Genomic DNA, 20,558 nt, shown 5'->3' with positions numbered 1-20,558 from the left:
AACACCCATAAAAAAAACCGCCATAAGGCGGCTAAAGACCTGTCACATCAATGACCATGCAGTCATACCTAAGATACTGATCAACAGGCTGAATAGTGCCCGTATCACTCTCATGGATATCGGCGTCACTCCACTGCTGAACAGAAAAGGAAACGCTCTCGTAGCCCCAAGAGGGCCTTATTGCTAGATTACGCCAACGATATGACCACCATTCCTCCCAAGTTGGCGGACCTGCACCATGTTTCTGTATATCAAACGCATAGCCCGATGAAGTAGCACCGATATAGATAATCGCGTATACCTTACCAGGCGGAACAGTTACCGATTGCGAGCTGGCATTGTCTTCGGTGATGCGCTTGAAATCGACAACCTTCATCGGCGGATAATCGCTGGATGCGATCAAAGTGCCGTCCGACCTCCAGAACTGAAACCCTCTGTTAGTTAAGGCAGGTTTGCCGGAGACCGACTCATAAACATAGACCGTTGCATTTCCATCTGGTCGCCCAACATAAGCCTCCAATCTGTTGGTATTAACAAGAGATAAGGCGGGATCTCGTGAAGCTAGCGGATCATCTGTACTGTACTTGCCAGCAAACCCAAGGGTCGGCCAATTCGTATCAAACAAAATTTCGCCTGATGGTCTCCAAAACTGAAAGCCGTAGCCCATACCCTTACCTAACAAAAATGAACATCGAATTAAGGTCAATATTGTCTAGCGGTGGGTGCATCCCCCCTACCTGAATTGTCAATGGAACATTCCACGACAACGTGTTCCCGGAAGCATGGTAGAAATCTCGCATAAACTGGATTCCTCCTTTACTCGAATAACCGCCACGCCATCCAGTACCATGGGCAATCACAACCACATCCCCTTGTCCGGCTAACCCCGCTAGTGCCAGCGAGCCCGCCCTGGGCTGATTATTCGCAATGTGAACAAGCCTGAACAAGTTGTCGGAGCTAGAAAACGCCACTTTGCCATCGGGCAAACGGAAGTCATACCCGTACATGGCTACCACTCTCCAATACGGAAACTGGCATTGCCATTGGCATACCAGCCTCCGAGAAAATTCGGACGGATTTCTGTACGACCTTGAGCAGAATTTCCATTCAATTGAAATGTCCCTCCTTTATCTAAACGCCATCCCGACGCGTTAGGCACATAATTGAATGACTGAATATCATTCATGATTTTTGCGAAACCAATAGTTGTGTCACCGATTAAGGCTGTATTAAAAATGCTGGCCCCACCCTGCACTGAGAACACTGTCATTGGCATCCCATTAGCCGCATGCATCACCGCAAACCGATCCGCCAACACAGCAAAAGTCGACTGCATGACGCCAGACTCGTTGGTCAAATCCAGACCCACACCGGAGACATACTTCACCCCGCTCTGATTCGCCTGCAGCTTCACCCCCCAGCTGGAAGCGATCTTGCCATCCAACTCCGTCAAAGAACGCGCAACCTGCTCAACAGCCGCCGAATTGATACCGATACCTGTTTCCAACGTCGTAATAGACTCAGCCAGCGCACGATTCTCGTCAGCCTGGACATTCTTGAACTCCGCCAAAGAGGCCCGGATTTGGGTTTGCTCTTTCTGAGTATCAAACTGATTCAGCACTCGTTCAAGGTCAGCATCCTCACCCGCCTGTTGGCGTTTCATTTCTGCATTCAGCACCAGTTGACTAGTCGCCAAGGCTTCTTGCTGACCCTCTACGCTAGTCACCCGAGAGTTGGTCTCGTTCAAGGCCCCCGCTGTCGCTGCCAAACCCGTCTTGGGATCATTGACGGTATTTTGCAAAGCCGTCAGGTCGCGTCCTTGAGAAGAAATTGAGCTCCCTTGTTGAGTGACAATACTAGTCAGACCTTGAATCGCCGAGGAGTTGGCGAAGGTTTCCTCTCGCAACTCAGTCAGATTAGGCTGCCATTGCATGGCAGGCACAACATCACCAAGATACAAAGCTGCCCAATGGATAGTTGCCTGACCAGCATGGTTGCCAGGGGACGGCGCATAGTAAAACCGCAATTCACGCGGCAAGGCATTGGCAGCAGCCTTGGTGAATTTGACGACCTGGACAGACTGTTCAACATTGCGCTCCAGATCAGCAACCCGATTTGAACTGCCCCCCGCCCACACACCAATACGCGACTCCGTATCACCCTCCGCGGGCTTATGTGTATAGCAGACCACCAAGGTATAGCCCTGGGCAGGAACAAAGTCCTCAGTCAGGTTGTAGCGTCCAAATAGATATACAGGTGTGGCGCGAACTTGCTCAACGTTCGACGCCAGCAGCAAGTTTCCGGCTGGGGCTGTCAATGACTCAAGCCCAGTCTCCAGCTTTGTAATGCTCTGCGCCTGCGCACTGACATCCTGCTCTGTCGCCGTTACACGATTGCTCAAGGCTTGTACCGCACTGGCATCCGCTTTCTGATTTGCAGTAGCCTGCGCCGCATCAGCTGCAGCTTTTGCAGCCACCGCAGCGGCTGCCGCGTCCGTTGCCGCTTTATCCGTTACGGCCACCCAGGCACTGCCATTCCAGCGCTTGGGAGTATTGGCATTGTTTTTAGTGTCGATCCACAGATTTTGTGCCAGGCGCTTTGCAGCCGCAGGAGCTGCTGTTGCAAAGATCACCTCCCCTTTTGCCCCAGCGGCAGTGGCGGCAGCCGCTGCCGCATCTTGCGCCGCAACGGCTTTGGCATCGGCGCTGTTCACGCTGGCCGTCAACTGCGTGATGCTGCTTGCTTGTGCATCAAGCTTGCCCTCGGTCGCCGTCACACGGGTACCCAAGGAATTAACGGCCGTTGCCAAGCCACGCTGCGCGGCATCCAGACCATCTACCTTGCTGGACAGCGCCGTGGTGGAGTCAGACAAGGAGCGCAGGCCACCCTCCAGTTGCTCAACCTGAGTGCGCATGGATTGCACGGAGGAAGCCAAGGCGCCAAGGCCCGTTGCCGGATCGTTCACCTGGCCTGCGACCGTATTGATCTGCTGAGCATTAGCCTGAATCCGGCCTTCCGCACTCTCCACCCGGCTGATCGTCTCCTGCGACTGGACCGCCAAAGCAGCAAGACCATCAGTGATCGAGGCAAAGTCTCCGATCAGCCCCCAATACGCCGCATCCGTTATCTTCTTGCCTGCCGGCACAGCCTTTTTAGCGCGGTACATCTTGTCATTGGCAAAGACGACAGAACCTGCTGCATAGGCTTTTTTCGAATCCCATTTATCAGCAAGAAGCAGCTCTTGTACTTGGCCGTTGACCTCATCAACCCGTTGATTCAGCTCACCGAGTTCAAGAGTCAGATCTCCCACGGAATCGCGGATTTTGGGGATGTCGCGGATGTCGCCCATCAGCAGCTCGCCCAAGCCGCCCTCAACAATGGATGGAGTGATCAGCTGGTTATAGTCACTGGCCGATGTAGAAGGCACACCCCGGATACCGGGTTTTGACTCTGCCGGGAACCACGGTCCTTGAGTGCCGTTTTTATCAATCAGACGTGCCCAGAAGAAATGCTGAGCCGTCACCGCCAAACCTGTTTGCTCGAATGAGTCCGTCGGATACGCAAAACCACCGGCACTCAGCGAATCTGCAAAGCTTTGTGTCGAGCTATACCTGATCTCGGTGCGCTCAGTGATGTTCGGATCCGCAGGAAAACTCCATTTGACTTGTATACCCCAAGGAATGGAGCTGGTCCTCAGATCGGTCACAGGCAAAGGCGCAGACAGCTTGCCAGACAACTCTGTCAGATCTGAATTTCCCCACAGGCTGGACACATCCAGGACGTTAATCGCGCGTACACGCGCACGATACGCACCGGCATAGATGTTAGGAACCTCAACACTGGTGGAGCCCGTACGCGGGACTACAACCCACTCGGAATTATCCCGACGCCACTGCACCTCATAGGCGACAGCATTGGGAACGGCATCCCAGGAAATCACCGCATTATGTCGGGCCTGCCCCTGATCAATGACATGATAAGAGGTGATTGAAACATTACCCGGAATGCTCTGAACAGGCGGGGGAACAACGCTAACCGGTGGAGTTTCCACGCGGGTTTCATAGTCGATCGCGGCATGTTTGCCATCCACATACTGGACAGCTTTAATTGTATATTTCAGGCCGTCCCCTTCCGACAAACTAACTACTCGGTACTTCTGAGTCGACAATTCAGCCGAGCTGATAGACCAAGCCGACTCTGGCTCAGGAGTCTGACTAAACGGTGAGTCAACCAGCAGGACTTGTCCTTCTATTTCTTCACCATCCTCAACAACCACAAGGCGAGACTGAGAAACACCATTCGGTAATACGACCGTCAAACGATCACCCGATACGACTCGAACAGAAGCATCCAGTGTCACTTCAACATCAGTTGCTGCTTGAATCAAACCACCAATACGACGCCCAGCCAAATGTGAATCGGCAATTTCAATAATTTGCCCTGGCTGAGCCAAATTACCTGACAAACCCACCGCAAAAGTAACTGCCTCAGTTTCCATACGGGAGGTAAACAAAGCACTCCGTCCCATACGTTGGGCCTGACCTTGAGACGTACACCCAAATGCTGTTAGCTCAACTTGTCTTACGCCGTAGCGGACCATGCCTTCCGGGTCTTCAACAACCTCCACCTTGGCCCGCCCCATATCAGTCTCATCATTCCAGGAGACCAAAGCAACAGTGTGACGAGTCGCCAAACTGGATCCGACATAATTGAACACGCCATCAATTACGTTGGCATTCGAGTAGGTATAGACCGGATCCCGTGGCATATCGGCTACTGCTTGCACCGACCCTTGAGCGTAATAAGCAATCCCACGAAAAACCGATGCCAAATCCTGTAAGACTTTCCATGCTTCCGCTTTATCCTGCAAATACACATTGCAGGAGAAGCGGGGCTCGGTACCACCTTTTCCGTCGGGCACCTGCTCATCACAATATTGTGCAATTTGATAAAGAGACCACTTATCCAACCAAGCTGCGGGCAGAAGACGCCCCAAGCCATCACATGCATTCGTGGCCAGGTCATAGAAGATCCAGGCAGGGTTGTCTGTCCAGGAAACTTTAAAAGTACCATCCCAGCTCCCGGAGTAAGTATGTGTCCACGCATCATAGTTGCTAGGTACTCGTACCACCCGTAAGTACAAATCAAAGGCACGCGAAGGAATACTCTGAAACTGCTTGGCATTCACACGCAGACCAACACAAGCCGACATCGGACGACGCAACTTGGCATCAGTGACCTCTGTAATGGAATCAACGTATGTAACGTCACTCACCGTAGAGTTGTTGGCATTAACGGTAGTCCGACGCACGCGCAGCATCCAACCTACCTGCGCACGTGGCAAATCAATGCGATGAGAACGTGCATATTGCTGGGTTGTCTTACCGTCGAAGGCAGCTCGTAGCACTTCTTCAAAAGCTGAGTTATCGGTAGACAACTCAATCACATACTCAACACGATAGCCAGATATGTCACCGGTTGTAGCGGATTGCTGTTTCAGACCACGCACCGACAACCCTACTCGTACAGCCGAGATATGTATGTTCTGGATAGATCGTGTGAATGGCTGGTCTGAACGTAGCTCTACATTCACCGCCGAACTAGCTTCCACAGCCGGGAAACCAGGAATGTACCGTTGGTCCTGTGTACCCGCACGGAACTCCAATTGAACATCTGTAAAATTCAGGCTGCCATCGTCATTCTCAATAGGCGTTTTGTCCAGGTATACAGAGCGCAAAGGGCTGCTACTGTTTGCAAACCCATGAATAGGACCAGCGCTGACCAGATCGATAATCGAGGCATAAGCAATACTGTGCAGATTATCCTGGTCCTCAACCGGTGTACGAGTCGAGCCACCGCCCCCCTTCCCGCCCTTGTGACCTTTGACGCTGTAGCCCCCAGAAACAGGAACGGCGCCCGCAGGCGCCGCAATGTTGTAATCAAGAAGTCTCATCACATCTGATCCTCTGAATAAATCCCAGCTGAAACTACAGCACTACCTACTATTTTTCGCCCATACCCTAGCGGAACAGGGTTCCCCTGGGCCGTCGTATTAATTGGACCATTAAAGTTGTAGGACGCTTTATTCTCTGCTTGATCCGCTGTTCCTAACCCCACCTGCATAGGCATGATCATTTGAAATACCCCGCCCAGGGTCATGCCAGCACCAGCAGCCATCAACCCATATCCAAGCACAGGATGACCACCGACAACCAAAGCACCAACAATGACTAAGCTCACACCCAGTATTGTTTGAAAAAGCCCCCCTCGTTTCGAGCCTCGAATCACGGGCGCAATCCGTATTTCTTCCTGGCCTACGGGTGCTTCCAACGCTTCCTCGTTGATATTCGTTGTGGATAGAAAGCATGCATAAGAGATGCCTCGGTCCCCCGAGGTCAGTAGTTCTCGCTCAAAACCAGGCAATAACACACACAAAGCCCGCACACCTTCTGCCAGAGAATTAACTGCCAAATGATGAACCCGACCAAAACGGGTACCGAGCTTGCCATACAACCGTATCGTGCGTAGCTCTTGACTCACCGATGCTGTGGCCATCACAACAACTCCTTATGTCGAATAATCTTGCGAGTAATCTGTGCCCAATAACCGCCGTAAGGGACTCGTTCAGATAAGTAACCATAGGCATGGTGCAGCATTGCATCGGGCACAGGGTGTAAATGCGAGGCTTCAGCCAAGGAAGAGGCCCCCAAATACACCCCCGCATGATTAACCCGATCGCTACGCAGCTGCATAAGGATCACATCACCAGTTTTGGGACCATCCTCAACTTCTACAAAACCAGCTTTGGCAAAGTTATCAAGATACAGTTCTTCATCCCCCTCCCACCAACCATCCTCACGTTCAAAGTCTGGCAAAACCACTGCCCGTTCACGACGATAAAAATCCCGCACCAGGGTGTAGCAATCTAGTACCCCGTGATAAAACTGACGACCAATCAGAGGGGCCTGATAACCTTCTGGGCGGAAGGACTCCATCTCGCGTACCTGAGGAGTACCTGCACCTGGCATCACTGAAACAATCAACCACTCCAAAGGTTTTACATATTCAGCCATTGCCTCGCATGCCACACGATCCGCCTGGCTGGGCGCAGCCGACATATTCGGATGTGAGTGCACAAAAGCGATCAACTCACCTTGCTCCTGGGCTTGCACCCAATCCTCCGGACGAGTTATGAAAAAATTTTCAGGCTCGCTAGCCACATTCACTCCGGGCACATAAATTTCCTTGCGTCCTTTAGCCACCACAAAACCCACTGCCTCACGTGGATACTCAGCCAAGGCGTGCGCATTAATCGCTTCTATGGTTTTTTTATTCATATGACACCCATAAAAAAAACCGCCTATAGCGGTCATCCAATACATCGCAATCGTTAACGGAGGCGATCAGCCGCCGGTTCACCACCAAATGAAATCTCTGCTTCCTCAGGTTGACAGTTCTGAACACTAGCCCACCGCAACTGGCAACTACGGACAAAACCAGGACAACGATCTAAAGCAGGGTCCTGCACTGGCTGATCATTCTTATCAAACATGGCTGAACCTGTGTAACCACAATAAGGCCCACGATAGCCACCGATACGCGTCCAAGAGCAATACGTCATAATTTGGCGTCCTGGCAATCGCTGCCCCTGGAAATCCAACGGGCTGGATAACTCAAACTCTACCGCTTCGGCATTACTGGCAGACCTCTGCTCAATCAGCCACACCTCAAGAGGAAAAGACTGCGTAGGATCTGCCCCAGGATTACCCTCCGGGAAATTAGCCTCATCAAGATATTTCACTAAGGTACGATGCCGAATAAATCGTGTACCAACTAAATCCCCATACATCCGGCACAAGGCGGAAATCACCCCTGGCACAGGCTTGCCCTGAGCATCCACACCAATGTTTCCCACCTGCACTTTAGGAGTCGCTTGGCGCCCTTCACCTGCGCGTTTAAATCCTGTCGCTTGAATAGCCCATGGCTCATACCTTTTTCCTTGCCACCAAATCGGTGTATCTTGCGAATAGCCATGAAAACGAAACGTGCCAGCACCAATTTCTTCAGCATCAAGCTCAAACAACTCCACGATGGCACCAGGCTCCAACTTTTGTAGATCTGCAGTAATCGTCATGGTTGAAACCCCTTCTCAAAAGTTGCGGACAGTCGCCAAACATCGGCGCCTTGATGTTCCTGCGAATAGGCACCACAAGTGGTAACAATCGCCGTGCTCTGCCCAGGTGGGGTCCAAAGAAAAGAGCACCATCCAGCATGTTCATCCAAAAACTCTGTGATCTCATCAATACGCTGCTGTCGCCCCAAAAACACCAAAGACCACTTGGCGTCTTTGGAGTTCATCCCTTTGCCCACCCGTTGTACATAACCATCACCCAGCTTGGCTGACAAAACCTGGAACTCAACCTCTTGCACCATATTTTGCTGTTCCGCCGCCCAAGTAAATGTATTCATCATGCATACCCTTGTTGTTGATTCCACAGTAAGCCGCCTTGCCGCATTTCACTGGCCAGCACTTTCTGAACTTGCCCGGCAATCAATTCACCTAGTTGCCTGGCATCTGCCTGACTGCCACCACTAGTCTGCATTTGGGCTGAACCATTACTAGAAATATTCACCTCGACATTAATTGGAGCTGACTGTGCGCCCCCTGCAGAAGTCTTGTTAGCTCTTTGAAGATAAGAAGTGAGATCATTATTTTGTCTAGAACTAAGCACCCGCTCACCTTTATCCAGCAACCAGGTGCCCTCACGCGGTATCTGGTCAAGACCGTCATGAGCCATCCCGCTCAAAGAAGTAGCCGCAATCATAGCGACCGAGGCGTAGCCCATCCCGCGAATCCACGGCGCTATTGCCAGTCCCTTTCCACCTGGAATCGCCATAGCCTGGGTGTAAGCGACTTCTGTATTAATAATTGCTTGGGCAATGCTAGCGGCCTTATTGGCATAAAAAAGAACCTTATAAGCTGTCGATCCCTCTTGCCCCAACGCTTTCAGCATTTGCATAGCATCACTAGTCACAGTCGAAAAACTAGATAATGTCGCTGACCGCCATGCTTCAGATAGAATCGACTGCTGCTCGTTGTAACGCGTATTTATTTCCAAAATAGCTGCAGCATGTTCCTCCTCCATACCTTCCAAGGTCTCAAAGTACGCAGCCTTTTCTGCCAACTCTTTTGCACGCCACTCATCCAGTGCAGCCTCACCTCGTGTGACATTCAATAACTCTCCAATCCCCCCTCCCAATGTACTGGTAGGCTCATTGAACTGAGGTGCTACAGAGATGCTGCTTTGCACCAGCTTTTGTATTGCATTGGAATATTCATCGGCAGACAATCCCGCCTCATTCAAAACACGGACTCTATTTTTAAAAGTATCCGTACTGCGCTCTTCCTCTGTGCTCAACTCCAACATAAGCGACTTATATGCGTCCTGGGCTACTTTTGCCTGCTCAAAAGCCTCTTTAGTTTCGAACAACGCATTTGCGAGCCCCATCTCCTTCTCTGAGGCTCCTGAAAGTCGCAGCTGATAGTTAAACATCTCACGCTCAGACATCCCGAGCACTGCTACCTGATCCTGCAACCCCTGAACTAACGGATTCACTCCCTTCTTTTGCTGACTTCCCATATCAGCCCCAGCAGCGTTGCGAGCAGCCTCTTCCGCACGCTCAACAGCTTCTAACATCTCGATCTTCTCAAGGGCTCGCTTGTGCTCTTCATCACTCATTTTCCCAAGCAGACCCTTTTCCAGATCATATCGAAGCAATGCAGCATTACTAGCTTTACCAGTGAGTGCAATCTGACGATCTATCTGGGATTCAAACTTAACAAAGTCCTCCGATGCTTGTTCCACACCAGCACTGATAGGAGCACTGAGCAACTCTGTAATCTTTTCAAACTTTAATCGCAAGCCCTCCGCCCGCGTCATCGCTACTTCGTACGTCTCAAAAAGATCCCTACTCTGGCGACTCAACTGCTCATATAGAGGCGAACTCTTATCTGGCATCGCATGCATCTGCGAGCCCAAACTCTGAAGCTGAATCTTGTAAAAAGCTATGTCCTTCCCTAAACCAACCAGTTCTTCTCCGATTTTCCACTTGGTATTCTCAAGTGCAGCCCTTCCCATTTTATTGAGTGACACACTAAGCAAATCGACCGAGCCACGGAAACTATTTGCACTTTTCTCTGCAGTATTTGCATTATTACTAAAGAGCAAAAACGACCCAGCTGCGAGTGCTGCTGTAACACCAAGCCCTACCGGCCCCCCCAACACGCCCAGCAATGCTCTACCAGTACTTACACTGGTTGATTGCACGGCTACCAAGCGCTTTGTGGCAGCCTCGTCCGCCAGCTTTGCTGTTGCCACCTGCGCATGGGTCGTAGTCAACCCAAGATTCGCTTGTGCGCTTGCCAAAGCCGCAGCCGCAGCTTGTGCTTCCGCTCTGGCAGCAGCAAGCGTAGCAGCAGCCTTGGTATGGCTCGCCACAGTGGCACTCACAGTTGCCGCAACAGCACCAATCGTCCGCGACGTATAGACCCCCAGTGCACCCAGGGCCACAGTCCCCAGAACATCTGCAAACGACTCAAAATTCTGGGAAATGAAGTTGATTCCCGAAGCCAACAATGTCGTTGCTTGCAAGGAGTTATTCGTATTGCCTACGTACTCGCTAAATGCCGAGTTCAAGTTTGTCAGCGCGCCACTGACTGTCTTGGGCATCAACTCCAGTTGCTGCAAGGCAGGGATATAAGAAGATGCCAAACCTTGAGCCAACATCTGGGCAGACATCTGCCCACTCCTGCCCAACTGATCAATCTCTGCCGTCGTTTTCCCTGTGCTGTCGGCCATATGGGAAATCAGGGAATCAACAGTACCAGTAATCTGCGCCCAGTCACTGGCATTAACTGCACCGGTACGAAACGAATTGGCAAACGCCTCCATGGCGACTGCGCCGCTATCTGCACTAGCCCCATTCGTTGCCAACAGTCCAGAAAAAGCCCCTACTGCATCCATGCTTTGATCAAAACCAAGACCGATCTCCCGCAAAGCCGGGGAAAGTGCGATGAATGCTTCACGTGTTTCATCAATAGGGCGGGATGTCGCCTGAGCAAGCTGCGCCACTCGTGCCTGGGCCTGGTCGTACTCGCCCAAAGACTGCGTCGCAACCGCCATACGCTCGGCATAGCTATCCCACTGCTCGGCCATCTCAATCAAATCCATGGCCGAAAAACTACTTAAGGCAGACTTCAACACTCGGTCCATCACAGCGGCTGAGGCAGCACTTGAGAGGGTCGCATGACTGACGCCAGCCATACTGCCATTGACTCGATCCGACATGGCCGCAACACGAATGCCGGCCGCCTCCATTGCATTTAGGGCAAGCGTCAGATCTTTGGCACCTTGCTCCGCCGACCGAGTATCGAGCGTAATAGTCAATCGAGACTCTTGCGCCATTCAAATTCTCCAGATAAAAAAACCCTGCCAAAGCAGGGAAAACCGCACATAGACGCTGATTCAAATCTCAGGACCTGAACCCTATCAAAACAATTGGGCCAGCCAGGTAAACGTGCAACCCCAACTGGCCCAACTCCTGCTCCCACCACCAGGCAATCAACTGCGTTCCAAGCGATCAAGCTCAAACACAGCCATATCCAGTTCTTGCCGGGGCAGTGGGGTTCCGTATGCCTGGACCACAGCGCTTATGTTCTCGGTAGAAAGGGGCAATGGCACCGCACCGCCCATTCCGACAACGACACTCCGACAACGGTCTGCAGCACAATAAACACGGATGACATGATCCGTAATGGGATCACTGGGAGGTTCATCCGGGATCTGAGCACCGAGAGTCGAATGAATCAGCTTGCGCTTTTCATTTTGCCCGGCCCACTCTTTTTCCCACTGGAACCGGGCGAGGACTTTTCCACGGTTTCCTGGGCCTCCTTCTTCGCATTGGCCGCAACATGGGCCGCTGTCGCAATCACCCAGACAAAAAGGTCTGTGTTCTCTGACAACAACTTGGTCGCATTCTCGGGCGAATAAGGAATGACATTGCCCGCTTCATCAAGGACCTCACCCTTCCAGTCCTTGACGATATACGTGCTCAACAACTGGCACTGAACATCATGCTCGCGGACATCGTTACTTGAAACACGAATAGCCGCCAGTGAATGCCCTGCATCTTCCCGTGCAATCAAGCGGCGAGCTCGCTCCAAGGCTATTTGATAAGCCTCGGTATCAAGCGCCGCAATCTTGAAAGACACGTCCTCGTCATAATCCTCCCACCGCTCCTGACTCAGCACCGATTCCAGGCGATTAATCTTCAAAGCCATGCCATCACTCCTTAAGGTGCAGGCGCAGCAACTGGGCTACGAGTCAGCACGGGAGTTTGCTTGGCCACGGTGAAGTTCAGCTCCACTTTCAGAATGTCGCCCTTGGCACCGTTAGGCAGGTCACCATCGACCTCAATGGCGGGCAGATCGATCTCGTACTTGTTGCCAAGGGAGTCGGTGATCGGGAAGGAAATGGCGATCGGGGTGCGTTTGAACTGGTTCTTCCACAGCTCCCAAGCCTTCTGGGACCAAGCCAGGGTCACTGTGCCGGTGATGGCTGCTGCGGTCTCAATCAGGGCGCCGGGGCCCAAACGCTCGGCACCAAAGCAACGTTGGGTCTGCAGTTGATTGTCGATATTCAGGGTCAGGCCCGATACGCAAGCCTGGCCAGCCAAAGACACACCATTGGCTTTCACATCGCCCACGCTGATCGAGGACATGAAAGGTGTTTGGCTGGGCTCGGCCGGATCGGTGGCAAAGGGAGTTTCCTTGTCTTCGTAATCCAGGCAAGACATGGTGAAGGTCACGGTGGCTTTGCCTTCTTCAGGCACTTCCAGGGCAAAGGTGCTGACATGTGCACCCTTGAACAGCGCGTAGACATCCACGTCACGATAGGCTTTGGCCAGGCTGAAGGTGCTGCGGGTCTCGCCCACGCTCAGCTTGTTCTCTTTCCACTCGCCGTAGAAGGCAGCGGCCAGCAGCTCGTCAAAGGTGCCGTAGGACAGTTCGCCCGTGATGTCGCCACCAATATCAATACTGGTCACGATCGAACCCTGACCAATACGCGAATCGGTGATTTCTTCGGACTCCTCTTTGTTCAGGGTAGGAGTCAGTGTGTTGCCGGTAACGCGCAGCGTCTGCCAGCCCGAACCGGGGGTTACACCGGGAACGGTTTCTTTAACCAGGTAGCTAGTAACTTTAGCGCCAGAACTCATAATGCATCTCTCCTGTATGCAGGCAAAAAAAACCGACGCGAGGTCGGCACAAAAAAACAGGTAAAAAATCAACCGGCCCGGAACGGGACGGTCAGGTTGATCTGGTAAAACTCTTCGCGTTGTGGCCGTTTTTGCGGGTCATCCGCTGCCACGTCGACCTGGCTCAGGCCCAGGCATTCCAACGCTCCTTCAGACCAGAAGGAAAAGTGTTCATCCACGGCATCACTCAGGCGATCCAGCTCCTGACGCCCCTGACCCAAACGATCAAAACACTCAATCAGAATCTCGCCCGATTTGCGGGTGTAGGGTCTCGCACTCATGCCCGAGATTTCCGAGTCGGTATTCTTGATCAGCAGACGGCACCAGACGCCTGTATCCGGCGGAGTAAAGGCCGCGTGCGCATTGGGATACTCGATGCGCTCCTGAGCAATCCCGGTCAATGCCACCATGTGATCAATAATGGCTTTACTGATCTGTTCAAAGTTCATCTTGTGTAGTTCTCCTGAACGGTCCTGGCCATCTGCTTGACGGCCAATCGACGACTGTGCGTGGGTTGCTGTGACCAGGCATAAAAAAACCCCGCAGCAATTTCTTGCTCGGGGTTGTTTCGTTTGCATTGGACGCAACTTTGCACGCCCATTATTGCAATTAGCCTTGCAGATTCATAGCGGACCATGTTGCAGACTGCAACGCCAGGCGTAAAAGGCAGAGGTTTCACCCTCTTTGATCTTGTCCACCTGGCCTGAATCCTGCAACTGCACCAGCACACGCTTGACCCCTTCGCGCATGGCGTTGCGTTGGGCCGTGGACAGCTCCATGCCTTTGCTGACGTGCCGCACAATCTGGATCATACGGAACTCTCGTCCCGGATAGGCCGCTAACAGGTCTATGACTTCGGCTGCATACTTCACCGCAAAATCTCCTTCTCGACTGTAATTCTGAAATCCATCAAATGGCGGCGGTAGTCTTCATCCCGAAGGACCGCGCCAGTCACCTTTTTGATCCACAAACGGGCTGTGGTCTGACGTTCGCTGGCGGTCAAATGACCGTACTGAGCGTTCTTGCGCGGGTACTCGGCCTGGATGACCATGGCTTGGTAATGCGGCAGGCGCTGGTAGAGGGCGTCAACCGCCAAAGCGTGGTCTTGATGTATGGGCCTGAAGTCCTCTTGCCACGGAACGTAGCGTTCCATATTGCCCACGGTCTGCCCAGACCAGCACCAACGGGCCCAGTTCCAGAGCAAATCGTCGCCGCTCAGACCCTGCTTTTTTTCTGCTTTGATTGTCATGTGGGTTCCTCCTTCAAGCCCGATGAACGGTGATGCAGTGCATCCGGGTCAGCAAAATTCGTTTGATGCTTTGGAACAGGCTTTCTGGATCGCCGCTTAGCTGCACAATGCGATCGCCGCTGCTGTTGTCCGTGTAGGCAAAATCCGCGATATAGCAAATCCTGCCGGCAGGTATCAGGTGGCTGAAAAGCCGTGGCACCAGACTCCAGGATGGCTGCTGTACCAAATGCCTGATCTGGCCGCTCCGCTGCAAAGCCAGCAGTTCTCTGTAGCGATGGGCAGGTGCGCCGGTGATCGCCTGATGCACCTCTTGATGACGCCGTCTTATCAGATCCATGGCTGGTTCGCTCCTTGCCCAAGGCTGCTTTGGCCATCTTCAGCACAGCCAAGGAACACGCTTCCGGGCGGGCCAAGATCCGATTCGCCCAGACTCGCGGGTCCTTGTCGGTGTCGCCCGAAATCACCTGAGCCAGATCGCGCACGCGTCGTTGCCCTTCCCGGCGCCCTTGCTCCCAGTCTTGCGGGGAGGTCAGGGCCAATCGAGGCGGCGGGATTTCTGGCCACTGTCCTTTGGCCAGGTGATCTCCCAGCACTTTGTGCCAGCGTTGTTCCAGCTGCGTGTAGGCCTGATTCAGCATGTCAAACTGTCCAATGCTGATTGCTGCGTGATAGATAGCCGGGTGTGACCACTCGCCCATTTCTCCTCGCACTCGTGCTTGCATACCACGCACAGCCTGGAAAAAGGCGGTTTCTGGTTCCAGTTGAGGGCGGCACGCGCGCAAGAACTCCGGCAAGCTGGGGGGCCAATCAAACATGCGACGGCAATTCTTGATGCCTAGTGCCACGTCATTGGGCGAGACACCTTCCTCGTCAAAAGCTTCGGCCCAAGCCTGTTTCCAGTCTTCAATGGCTTGCTTGTCCCGAAAGTTGGAGCGGAACTTGTTCGGATAAATGCCATTGAGCCGGTTATACAAATGGTCCATCAGGCTGATGCCTTCCAGCTTGGTGTGGCGCAGCAGCCAGGGGTTGGAAAAATCAGATATCGATGACATCGTCTATCTCCTCGCGTTGCCGATGACGGTTCACATAAGCCAGGGGATCAAAGCCCGACGCCTGACCTGCACGGGGCTCGTTGCGTCCTTCCAGCCAGCTGGCCTTGCCCCCGCGCCAGCCACGCAACATGCACTCGGCCAGAAAGTCGTCCACGCTGTAGCCCATCTCCAAGGCACGGTGGGCTTCGGTACCCAGGCGGTTCAGGGCGGTTTGCGTCAAGGGCGCTTTGATCTCGCGACGATGACGCAGATAATCTGCGATCACTTCGGCACGGGGTTCAGCAGGCCAGGCAGAGAACTCCAGCGCCGGAGCCTTGCGACGCACGTTTATTTTTTCTTTATCTTTTTCTGTATCTGTATCTGTATCTCCTTCTTTATCTGCCTCTTTATCTAGCGCGTTACCCGGCCGTTTCGGTAACGTTACGGACGCGTTACTGCCTTCGTTACCGTCTTGTTCCTGTTTTTTTCTGGCCCGAAAACGCGCCACCCGCTCCGCGCTGCTGTCGGATTTCATCTGGCGTTTGTCCCACGCCAGAGGCTGCAAAGTTTCCTGGTCGATCAGGCCCACTTCGCTTAAGCGGCGCACCACATCGTCCAAGGTGCGCAGGTCCAGGCCCAGCTTGACGGCCACCTTGCGCAGCATCAGCGTGTCTTCGCTGTCTAGCACGCCCTGCCCTTTAAGGCAGAGCAAGGCCACGTAATGCCATCTGTCCTCAAAAGCCAGCAGACGCAATTTCTCGTCGTCCACCATCTCGGTATAAGCGCGAAACCACGGCATATTGCTCATAGGCACGCTCCTGACTGTGTAAGCCAACGACAAGCAAACTCGTGTCGATGGTTGTGAATACGTGTTTTCATGGCACCCCCGCCTGAAAAACCGCACGCCTCTGATGTATTTGCAAAAATATGACGCGCAGCAGGATCCCTGGCCCAAACAGGCCACGAACATCCGATTGATAGGCAATGCCCCAAGGGCACAAGAACTGCGTCACCCCATGACGCAATCGAACTGTCAGGCATGGCTTGCAAGCCAAACCCATCGTAAATGCTTAGATATTTCTAGAGCTTTCTTTGGGTGCTGGGGCGGGCACCACCGGGTTCATGTGATGGAAGACCAGTTGCCAGACGCGCGGTATGACACCAGCCTTCTCCCATTGAGATATGCGGCCTTTGCTCAAGCCCGTGATACGCAATACGGCTCGGCGACCGCCCATTTCTTCGATGATGTGTTTAGCGTCCATGCATTGAGTATAGATAGTTCTAAACGTAAATAAAAGAAATATCTAAACCTATGTTTAGTTTTTTCTTGTTTTAATGTCGGGTATGGATATTTATTCGATTCGCCGCAGAAACCTGCAACGCCTGATTGAAGACCGCGCTCACGGCAACGCGGCTGACTTTGCGCGCTCTATTGGGCGCACACGGGCGCAACTGGCCCAGTACCTGTCATCCACCTACAACGGTGGGCGCAGCATTGGCGAACGAGTGGCGCGGGCCATAGAAAAAGAAGTGGGTCTGGAAGCGCATAGCCTGGATCAGCAAGGCTATGGTTTTGGGGCTAAGCACGGTTTTGACTCCAACGTGCAAGACGCCATGATGGGCGAGCGGCGTATCCCCCTGCTGAACTATGTGCAGGCAGGTGTGTTTCGGGATCCCGGTCAGAACTTCACGTTTGAAGAAGTGGAATATCTGCTGACAGACCTGTGTCTGTCCGAGCGTTCCTTTGCCTTGCAGATCAAGGGCGATTCCATGTTGCCGGACTTCAAGGAAGGCGACCGGATTATTGTGGATTGCGAGCTTACGCCCCGCCCCGGTGATTATGTGGTCGCCAAAAACAGCGAAGAAGAAGCCACCTTCAAGAAGTACCGGCTCTTGTGCATAGATGAAGGTGGGCAAGAAATCTTTGAGCTGGTGCCGCTGAACGAAGACTATCCTTCCATTCGCAGCGACCAGCATGCTATTGAAATCATCGGCACCATGGTGGAGCACCGGAAATACTATAGGCGTTCGTAAAAAGCTGGCAGCGCAGGCTGCCTTGCATAATGCGGCTTAACGCTTTTTCATTTCCTGATCGACCTTCTCCATCCAGGCCTGATCACAAGGGACGGGCTGTGCTGAGCGCTGACCATACAAACGGATATGCACCACGTTGCACCACTCCTGCGAGCCATAGTCAGGGCCATGCCCTTGTCCATCGGAGACAGCCAATTGACGATCCACCTTTTCCAGCCAGGCCTCACTGCCGACTTTCTCGGTGGGCACCGTAGTTTGGCAAGCGGCTAACAATAAAGCGGGGGCAAGCATCAAGATTCGCATGACAATATCCAAATAAAACCTCTGCTATAACAGAGCATCAAAAAACTATTATTTTTCAATGCCCCTTTTATAACAAGACCATTGGGGACTCAAGCTCGTCCCTGGCATGTGAGACAAGAATGAAATGGCTGTTCCTATGCCTGATCATGGTATTGCTACCTCTGAGCACGCAGGCAGGAAACACTCCCTGCTCAGGCAAAAAAGGTGGCATTTCCCACTGCGAGGGGGAAGTCTTTGTATGCCGTGACGGTTCAGCCAGCGGCAGCAAGCGGTCGTGTCCTGCGTACACCGGCACTACAGGACAAAGTTCGCAGTCCAGGCCACAGGCGCTGCAATCCAGCAGCGTTTGCCCCTGCTCCAGTGGAACCTATTGCACCGGCCCTCGTGGAGGGCGCTATTGCGAAACCAGCACAGGTAGCAAGCGCTATCAGCGCAAATAAGGGGGCAGCCTGCGGTACTTGCTTAGCAATTGCCCTTTTTAGCCTGGCCGGGTGGACAGTGACGCTGCCCATATCCACCGTAACCATCCGGATCCACAATCACCGAACCCCTGGGAGTATGGACGGCACAGGCGGAAAGAATAGCTGTCATGGTCAAAGCCAAAATAAGTGTTTTCATCATTATTCTCTGGGTTTTAGACGCGCTCATTGTGCTCCAAGGATAAACAACAAGGTGCTACCAATCGCGAGCAAATACAGTTGGGCCTCCAGATGCTTGAATCTCTTGCTCTAGCCGTGGCTACGCTAGGCACAAACACAGACTTTATGTAATAATTGCGGACTTGTTGCCCCTCTAGCTCATGCTTGGTTAGAGCAGCGGACTCATAATCCGTTGGTGCCGTGTTCGACTCACGGGGGGGGCACCATCTCATTCCTCTTTCAAGCATCGGCCCGTACTAATAATAACAATGCCGAACTCGCTTGTTCCCTGCCGTTTGGCTTGCACCCAGCAACAAACCTGAAGCCCGGGCTTCTTGCTGTTTGAGCAAGTTACCCAGGCCTGAAAAGCGCTTATTTATCCGCCGGCAAGAGCGAAGAATGGTGGCTGACAATCAGCCAATCCCGCCCGTTCCATTGATAGGTATAGGTGTAACGCGCGCCTACGTCCTTGCCGCTGCTGCCCATATGAAAGGTATACAGCCCCGAGTCCACTGCCATATTGCAGCCTAGGGTGATCTGTCGTTGCGTTACCCTGCCCTGCGGCTTGCCAGCCAGAAAGTGGTCGAAATAATCTTCTTTCTCTGCCTTGGTGATGCGGTTTACCCCAGACAGCGTGGGTAGCAGAATCGAGCGCTCTGCATAGTTGTTAACGACGACCTCGGGTTTGCCGGTTTGTAGCGACTGGTTCCAACGCTCAAACAAAACGGCAACACCAGCCTCGTCTATCGGTGCACAGCTTGGTGAAGATTGGGCACTCAGGCTGCGTTCTTCCTGGGTCTGTGCCGCGCAACCCGCCAGCACCAGCGTTCCCAACAACACCATGATTTTCTTGCTCATTTCCCTTACCTCCCTCTCGTTTTTATGAGGCGGATAGTAGCATCGGTGCCTAATCATTAGCGTTTAACGCTGATCGAGGCGACGTACTACAAACGTTCGGGAATGAGTGGGACATTGTGGGGCTGAACCTCCTTACTTAGTCTTGATCGTGCCCGCCCAGGCCTTTTATCTATGTGTAAGTGCACCAACAACAATTGTTAAAGTTTGTTTTATACAGGAACCCTTCGCCGCCTAGTCATTAAAATCGCTTCTCTTTATATAAGTAGAAGGGGAAGTTCATGACTTTTCGTATGGGTGCATTGGCCGCTATGCTGGCCGTCGCTGGCCTGACTGCAGGCTGTCAGACAATGGATGTGGGTGGCATGGTCGGTGCCGGCAGCAAGGCTGTCCAGGCGTTCAATTTGTCCGATCAGGAAGTGATTGCTCTGTCGGATCAGTCCTGCAAGCAGATGGATGCTGAAAACAAAGTGGCCAGCCCCAACAGCAAGTACAACAAGCGCCTGCAACGTGTCGTTAAGCCATTGGCGAAACAGTTGAACGGTCAAACACCGAACTTCAAGGTTTACCAGACTCAGGAAGTGAACGCCTGGGCCATGGCTAACGGTTGTATCCGTGTGTATGCCGGTCTGATGGACAAGATGAACGACGACGAACTGCGCGGCGTGATCGGTCACGAAATGGGCCACGTTGAACTGGGCCACAGCAAGAAAGCCATGCAAACCGCCTACGGCCTGTCCGCTGCTCGTGACGCTGCTGCCGCCACCGGTAACGGCGTGGTTGCTCAGTTGAACTCCAGCCAATTGGGCGAGCTGTCCGAAGCCTTCCTGAACGCTCAGTTCTCGCAATCGCAAGAATCCGACGCTGACGACTACTCCTTTGACCTGCTGACCGAGCGCAAGCTCAAGACCCAGGGTCTGGTTTCTGCCTTTGAAAAACTGGCAGCTCTGGACGGCGGCGAAAGCAGCGTGATGAGCTCGCACCCCGGCTCCAAAGAACGCGCCCAGCGTATGCAACAGCGCATCGACGCGGCTAAATAAGCCCCTTCGACGCAGCGAATCGCATGCCGCTAACCCGTCCGCTTTTGCGGGCGGGTTTTTTTTTGGGGATTCCAGGGATCACAAGTCAGGATGC

General features: G+C 53.0%; 20 protein-coding genes and 1 tRNA gene. 3 read left to right on the top strand and 18 right to left on the bottom strand.

Annotated features, from left to right (window positions below; translation table 11 throughout):
* Nucleotides 1-31 precede the first annotated feature (31 nt).
* The 15 genes from ACLPGZ_RS03235 to ACLPGZ_RS03165 all read right to left on the bottom strand — a co-directional run bounded on the left by ACLPGZ_RS03235 (nucleotide 32) and on the right by ACLPGZ_RS03165 (nucleotide 16,856).
* Nucleotides 32-667 carry a hypothetical protein gene (locus ACLPGZ_RS03235; protein ID WP_060186034.1) on the bottom strand — a complete coding sequence of 212 codons (636 nt, stop codon included), beginning with the start codon at nucleotides 665-667 and terminating at the stop codon, nucleotides 32-34.
* Nucleotides 668-1,009: 342 nt separating this feature from the next.
* Nucleotides 1,010-5,953 carry a TipJ family phage tail tip protein gene (locus tag ACLPGZ_RS03230; RefSeq protein WP_239055434.1) on the bottom strand — a complete coding sequence of 1,648 codons (4,944 nt, stop codon included), beginning with the start codon at nucleotides 5,951-5,953 and terminating at the stop codon, nucleotides 1,010-1,012.
* Nucleotides 5,953-6,555 carry a tail assembly protein gene (locus ACLPGZ_RS03225; RefSeq protein WP_230940607.1) on the bottom strand — a complete coding sequence of 201 codons (603 nt, stop codon included), beginning with the start codon at nucleotides 6,553-6,555 and terminating at the stop codon, nucleotides 5,953-5,955. The genes ACLPGZ_RS03230 and ACLPGZ_RS03225 overlap by 1 nt, the downstream gene beginning before the upstream one ends.
* Nucleotides 6,555-7,337, bottom strand: coding sequence for a C40 family peptidase (locus ACLPGZ_RS03220; protein ID WP_021446763.1), 783 nt, complete (start codon nucleotides 7,335-7,337; stop codon nucleotides 6,555-6,557). The genes ACLPGZ_RS03225 and ACLPGZ_RS03220 overlap by 1 nt, the downstream gene beginning before the upstream one ends.
* Before the next feature lie 53 nt (nucleotides 7,338-7,390).
* Nucleotides 7,391-8,134, bottom strand: a complete 744-nt coding sequence (locus tag ACLPGZ_RS03215; RefSeq protein WP_060186037.1) for a phage minor tail protein L — start codon at nucleotides 8,132-8,134, stop codon at nucleotides 7,391-7,393.
* Nucleotides 8,131-8,472 carry a phage tail protein gene (locus ACLPGZ_RS03210; protein WP_022983190.1) on the bottom strand — a complete coding sequence of 114 codons (342 nt, stop codon included), beginning with the start codon at nucleotides 8,470-8,472 and terminating at the stop codon, nucleotides 8,131-8,133. Before ACLPGZ_RS03210 ends, ACLPGZ_RS03215 begins: the two co-directional genes overlap by 4 nt.
* A complete protein-coding gene (locus ACLPGZ_RS03205) occupies nucleotides 8,469-11,465 on the bottom strand; it encodes a tape measure protein (RefSeq protein ID WP_239055433.1) in 2,997 nt (998 codons plus the stop codon). The genes ACLPGZ_RS03210 and ACLPGZ_RS03205 overlap by 4 nt, the downstream gene beginning before the upstream one ends.
* Before the next feature lie 401 nt (nucleotides 11,466-11,866).
* Nucleotides 11,867-12,340 (bottom strand): hypothetical protein, encoded by a 474-nt coding sequence (locus ACLPGZ_RS03200; protein WP_009459896.1) that lies wholly within the window; start codon nucleotides 12,338-12,340, stop codon nucleotides 11,867-11,869.
* A gap of 11 nt (nucleotides 12,341-12,351) precedes the next feature.
* A complete protein-coding gene (locus tag ACLPGZ_RS03195) occupies nucleotides 12,352-13,275 on the bottom strand; it encodes a phage tail tube protein (protein ID WP_021446765.1) in 924 nt (307 codons plus the stop codon).
* Nucleotides 13,276-13,343: 68 nt separating this feature from the next.
* Nucleotides 13,344-13,763 carry a phage tail terminator-like protein gene (locus ACLPGZ_RS03190; RefSeq protein ID WP_239055432.1) on the bottom strand — a complete coding sequence of 140 codons (420 nt, stop codon included), beginning with the start codon at nucleotides 13,761-13,763 and terminating at the stop codon, nucleotides 13,344-13,346.
* A 174-nt stretch (nucleotides 13,764-13,937) separates the two neighbouring features.
* Entirely contained in the window at nucleotides 13,938-14,186 is a 249-nt protein-coding gene (locus ACLPGZ_RS03185; protein WP_009459904.1) for a hypothetical protein, read from the bottom strand.
* Nucleotides 14,183-14,563 carry a hypothetical protein gene (locus ACLPGZ_RS03180; RefSeq protein ID WP_203144899.1) on the bottom strand — a complete coding sequence of 127 codons (381 nt, stop codon included), beginning with the start codon at nucleotides 14,561-14,563 and terminating at the stop codon, nucleotides 14,183-14,185. The genes ACLPGZ_RS03185 and ACLPGZ_RS03180 overlap by 4 nt, the downstream gene beginning before the upstream one ends.
* Nucleotides 14,560-15,615 (bottom strand): replication protein P, encoded by a 1,056-nt coding sequence (locus ACLPGZ_RS03175; RefSeq protein ID WP_429640985.1) that lies wholly within the window; start codon nucleotides 15,613-15,615, stop codon nucleotides 14,560-14,562. The genes ACLPGZ_RS03180 and ACLPGZ_RS03175 overlap by 4 nt, the downstream gene beginning before the upstream one ends.
* The gene (locus ACLPGZ_RS03170) at nucleotides 15,599-16,402 is read right to left on the bottom strand and encodes a hypothetical protein (RefSeq protein ID WP_239055429.1); all 804 of its coding nucleotides are present in this window, start codon (nucleotides 16,400-16,402) and stop codon (nucleotides 15,599-15,601) included. Before ACLPGZ_RS03170 ends, ACLPGZ_RS03175 begins: the two co-directional genes overlap by 17 nt.
* Before the next feature lie 262 nt (nucleotides 16,403-16,664).
* Nucleotides 16,665-16,856: a helix-turn-helix domain-containing protein gene (locus ACLPGZ_RS03165; RefSeq protein WP_429640984.1), complete on the bottom strand. Its 192-nt coding sequence runs from the start codon at nucleotides 16,854-16,856 to the stop codon at nucleotides 16,665-16,667.
* Nucleotides 16,857-16,938: 82 nt separating this feature from the next.
* Here ACLPGZ_RS03165 and ACLPGZ_RS03160 point away from each other — a divergent pair, with 82 nt between their 5' ends.
* Complete coding sequence (locus ACLPGZ_RS03160; RefSeq protein ID WP_088453217.1) at nucleotides 16,939-17,628, top strand: LexA family protein; 690 nt, start codon at nucleotides 16,939-16,941, stop codon at nucleotides 17,626-17,628.
* Between the two features lie 36 nt (nucleotides 17,629-17,664).
* Here the strand turns inward: ACLPGZ_RS03160 and ACLPGZ_RS03155 are convergent, their stop codons facing one another.
* Both ACLPGZ_RS03155 and ACLPGZ_RS03150 read right to left on the bottom strand, forming a co-directional pair.
* Entirely contained in the window at nucleotides 17,665-17,931 is a 267-nt protein-coding gene (locus tag ACLPGZ_RS03155; protein WP_083053805.1) for a hypothetical protein, read from the bottom strand.
* Nucleotides 17,932-18,393: 462 nt separating this feature from the next.
* Nucleotides 18,394-18,522, bottom strand: coding sequence for a hypothetical protein (locus ACLPGZ_RS03150; RefSeq protein WP_266140775.1), 129 nt, complete (start codon nucleotides 18,520-18,522; stop codon nucleotides 18,394-18,396).
* Between the two features lie 195 nt (nucleotides 18,523-18,717).
* Here ACLPGZ_RS03150 and ACLPGZ_RS03145 point away from each other — a divergent pair.
* Nucleotides 18,718-18,796, top strand: a tRNA-Ile gene (locus ACLPGZ_RS03145).
* Nucleotides 18,797-18,941: 145 nt separating this feature from the next.
* Here ACLPGZ_RS03145 and ACLPGZ_RS03140 read toward each other — a convergent pair.
* Nucleotides 18,942-19,427, bottom strand: a complete 486-nt coding sequence (locus ACLPGZ_RS03140; RefSeq protein ID WP_115635063.1) for a DUF4440 domain-containing protein — start codon at nucleotides 19,425-19,427, stop codon at nucleotides 18,942-18,944.
* Nucleotides 19,428-19,705: 278 nt separating this feature from the next.
* On the opposite strand from ACLPGZ_RS03140, the gene loiP reads away from it, so the two are divergent.
* Nucleotides 19,706-20,464, top strand: coding sequence for a metalloprotease LoiP (loiP, locus tag ACLPGZ_RS03135; protein ID WP_009459460.1), 759 nt, complete (start codon nucleotides 19,706-19,708; stop codon nucleotides 20,462-20,464).
* Nucleotides 20,465-20,558: the final 94 nt, after the last annotated feature.

Source organism: Alcaligenes sp. Me129 (assembly GCF_050487245.1).
Lineage (GTDB): Bacteria > Pseudomonadota > Gammaproteobacteria > Burkholderiales > Burkholderiaceae_B > Alcaligenes > Alcaligenes phenolicus.
This window is presented reverse-complemented; position numbering and strand designations above follow the sequence as displayed.

Excerpts from the sequence above, each read along its gene's own strand:
- ACLPGZ_RS03235 (WP_060186034.1), bottom strand. The coding sequence starts at position 667 with ATGGGCTACGGCTTTCAGTTTTGGAGACCATCAGGCGAAATTTTGTTT.
- ACLPGZ_RS03230 (WP_239055434.1), bottom strand. The coding sequence starts at position 5,953 with ATGAGACTTCTTGATTACAACATTGCGGCGCCTGCGGGCGCCGTTCCT.
- ACLPGZ_RS03225 (WP_230940607.1), bottom strand. The coding sequence starts at position 6,555 with ATGGCCACAGCATCGGTGAGTCAAGAGCTACGCACGATACGGTTGTAT.
- ACLPGZ_RS03220 (WP_021446763.1), bottom strand. The coding sequence starts at position 7,337 with ATGAATAAAAAAACCATAGAAGCGATTAATGCGCACGCCTTGGCTGAG.
- ACLPGZ_RS03215 (WP_060186037.1), bottom strand. The coding sequence starts at position 8,134 with ATGACGATTACTGCAGATCTACAAAAGTTGGAGCCTGGTGCCATCGTG.
- ACLPGZ_RS03210 (WP_022983190.1), bottom strand. The coding sequence starts at position 8,472 with ATGATGAATACATTTACTTGGGCGGCGGAACAGCAAAATATGGTGCAA.
- ACLPGZ_RS03205 (WP_239055433.1), bottom strand. The coding sequence starts at position 11,465 with ATGGCGCAAGAGTCTCGATTGACTATTACGCTCGATACTCGGTCGGCG.
- ACLPGZ_RS03200 (WP_009459896.1), bottom strand. The coding sequence starts at position 12,340 with ATGGCTTTGAAGATTAATCGCCTGGAATCGGTGCTGAGTCAGGAGCGG.
- ACLPGZ_RS03195 (WP_021446765.1), bottom strand. The coding sequence starts at position 13,275 with ATGAGTTCTGGCGCTAAAGTTACTAGCTACCTGGTTAAAGAAACCGTT.
- ACLPGZ_RS03190 (WP_239055432.1), bottom strand. The coding sequence starts at position 13,763 with ATGAACTTTGAACAGATCAGTAAAGCCATTATTGATCACATGGTGGCA.
- ACLPGZ_RS03180 (WP_203144899.1), bottom strand. The coding sequence starts at position 14,563 with ATGACAATCAAAGCAGAAAAAAAGCAGGGTCTGAGCGGCGACGATTTG.
- ACLPGZ_RS03175 (WP_429640985.1), bottom strand. The coding sequence starts at position 15,615 with ATGTCATCGATATCTGATTTTTCCAACCCCTGGCTGCTGCGCCACACC.
- ACLPGZ_RS03170 (WP_239055429.1), bottom strand. The coding sequence starts at position 16,402 with ATGAGCAATATGCCGTGGTTTCGCGCTTATACCGAGATGGTGGACGAC.
- ACLPGZ_RS03165 (WP_429640984.1), bottom strand. The coding sequence starts at position 16,856 with ATGGACGCTAAACACATCATCGAAGAAATGGGCGGTCGCCGAGCCGTA.
- ACLPGZ_RS03160 (WP_088453217.1), top strand. The coding sequence starts at position 16,939 with ATGGATATTTATTCGATTCGCCGCAGAAACCTGCAACGCCTGATTGAA.
- ACLPGZ_RS03155 (WP_083053805.1), bottom strand. The coding sequence starts at position 17,931 with ATGCGAATCTTGATGCTTGCCCCCGCTTTATTGTTAGCCGCTTGCCAA.
- ACLPGZ_RS03150 (WP_266140775.1), bottom strand. The coding sequence starts at position 18,522 with ATGACAGCTATTCTTTCCGCCTGTGCCGTCCATACTCCCAGGGGTTCG.
- ACLPGZ_RS03140 (WP_115635063.1), bottom strand. The coding sequence starts at position 19,427 with ATGAGCAAGAAAATCATGGTGTTGTTGGGAACGCTGGTGCTGGCGGGT.
- loiP (WP_009459460.1), top strand. The coding sequence starts at position 19,706 with ATGACTTTTCGTATGGGTGCATTGGCCGCTATGCTGGCCGTCGCTGGC.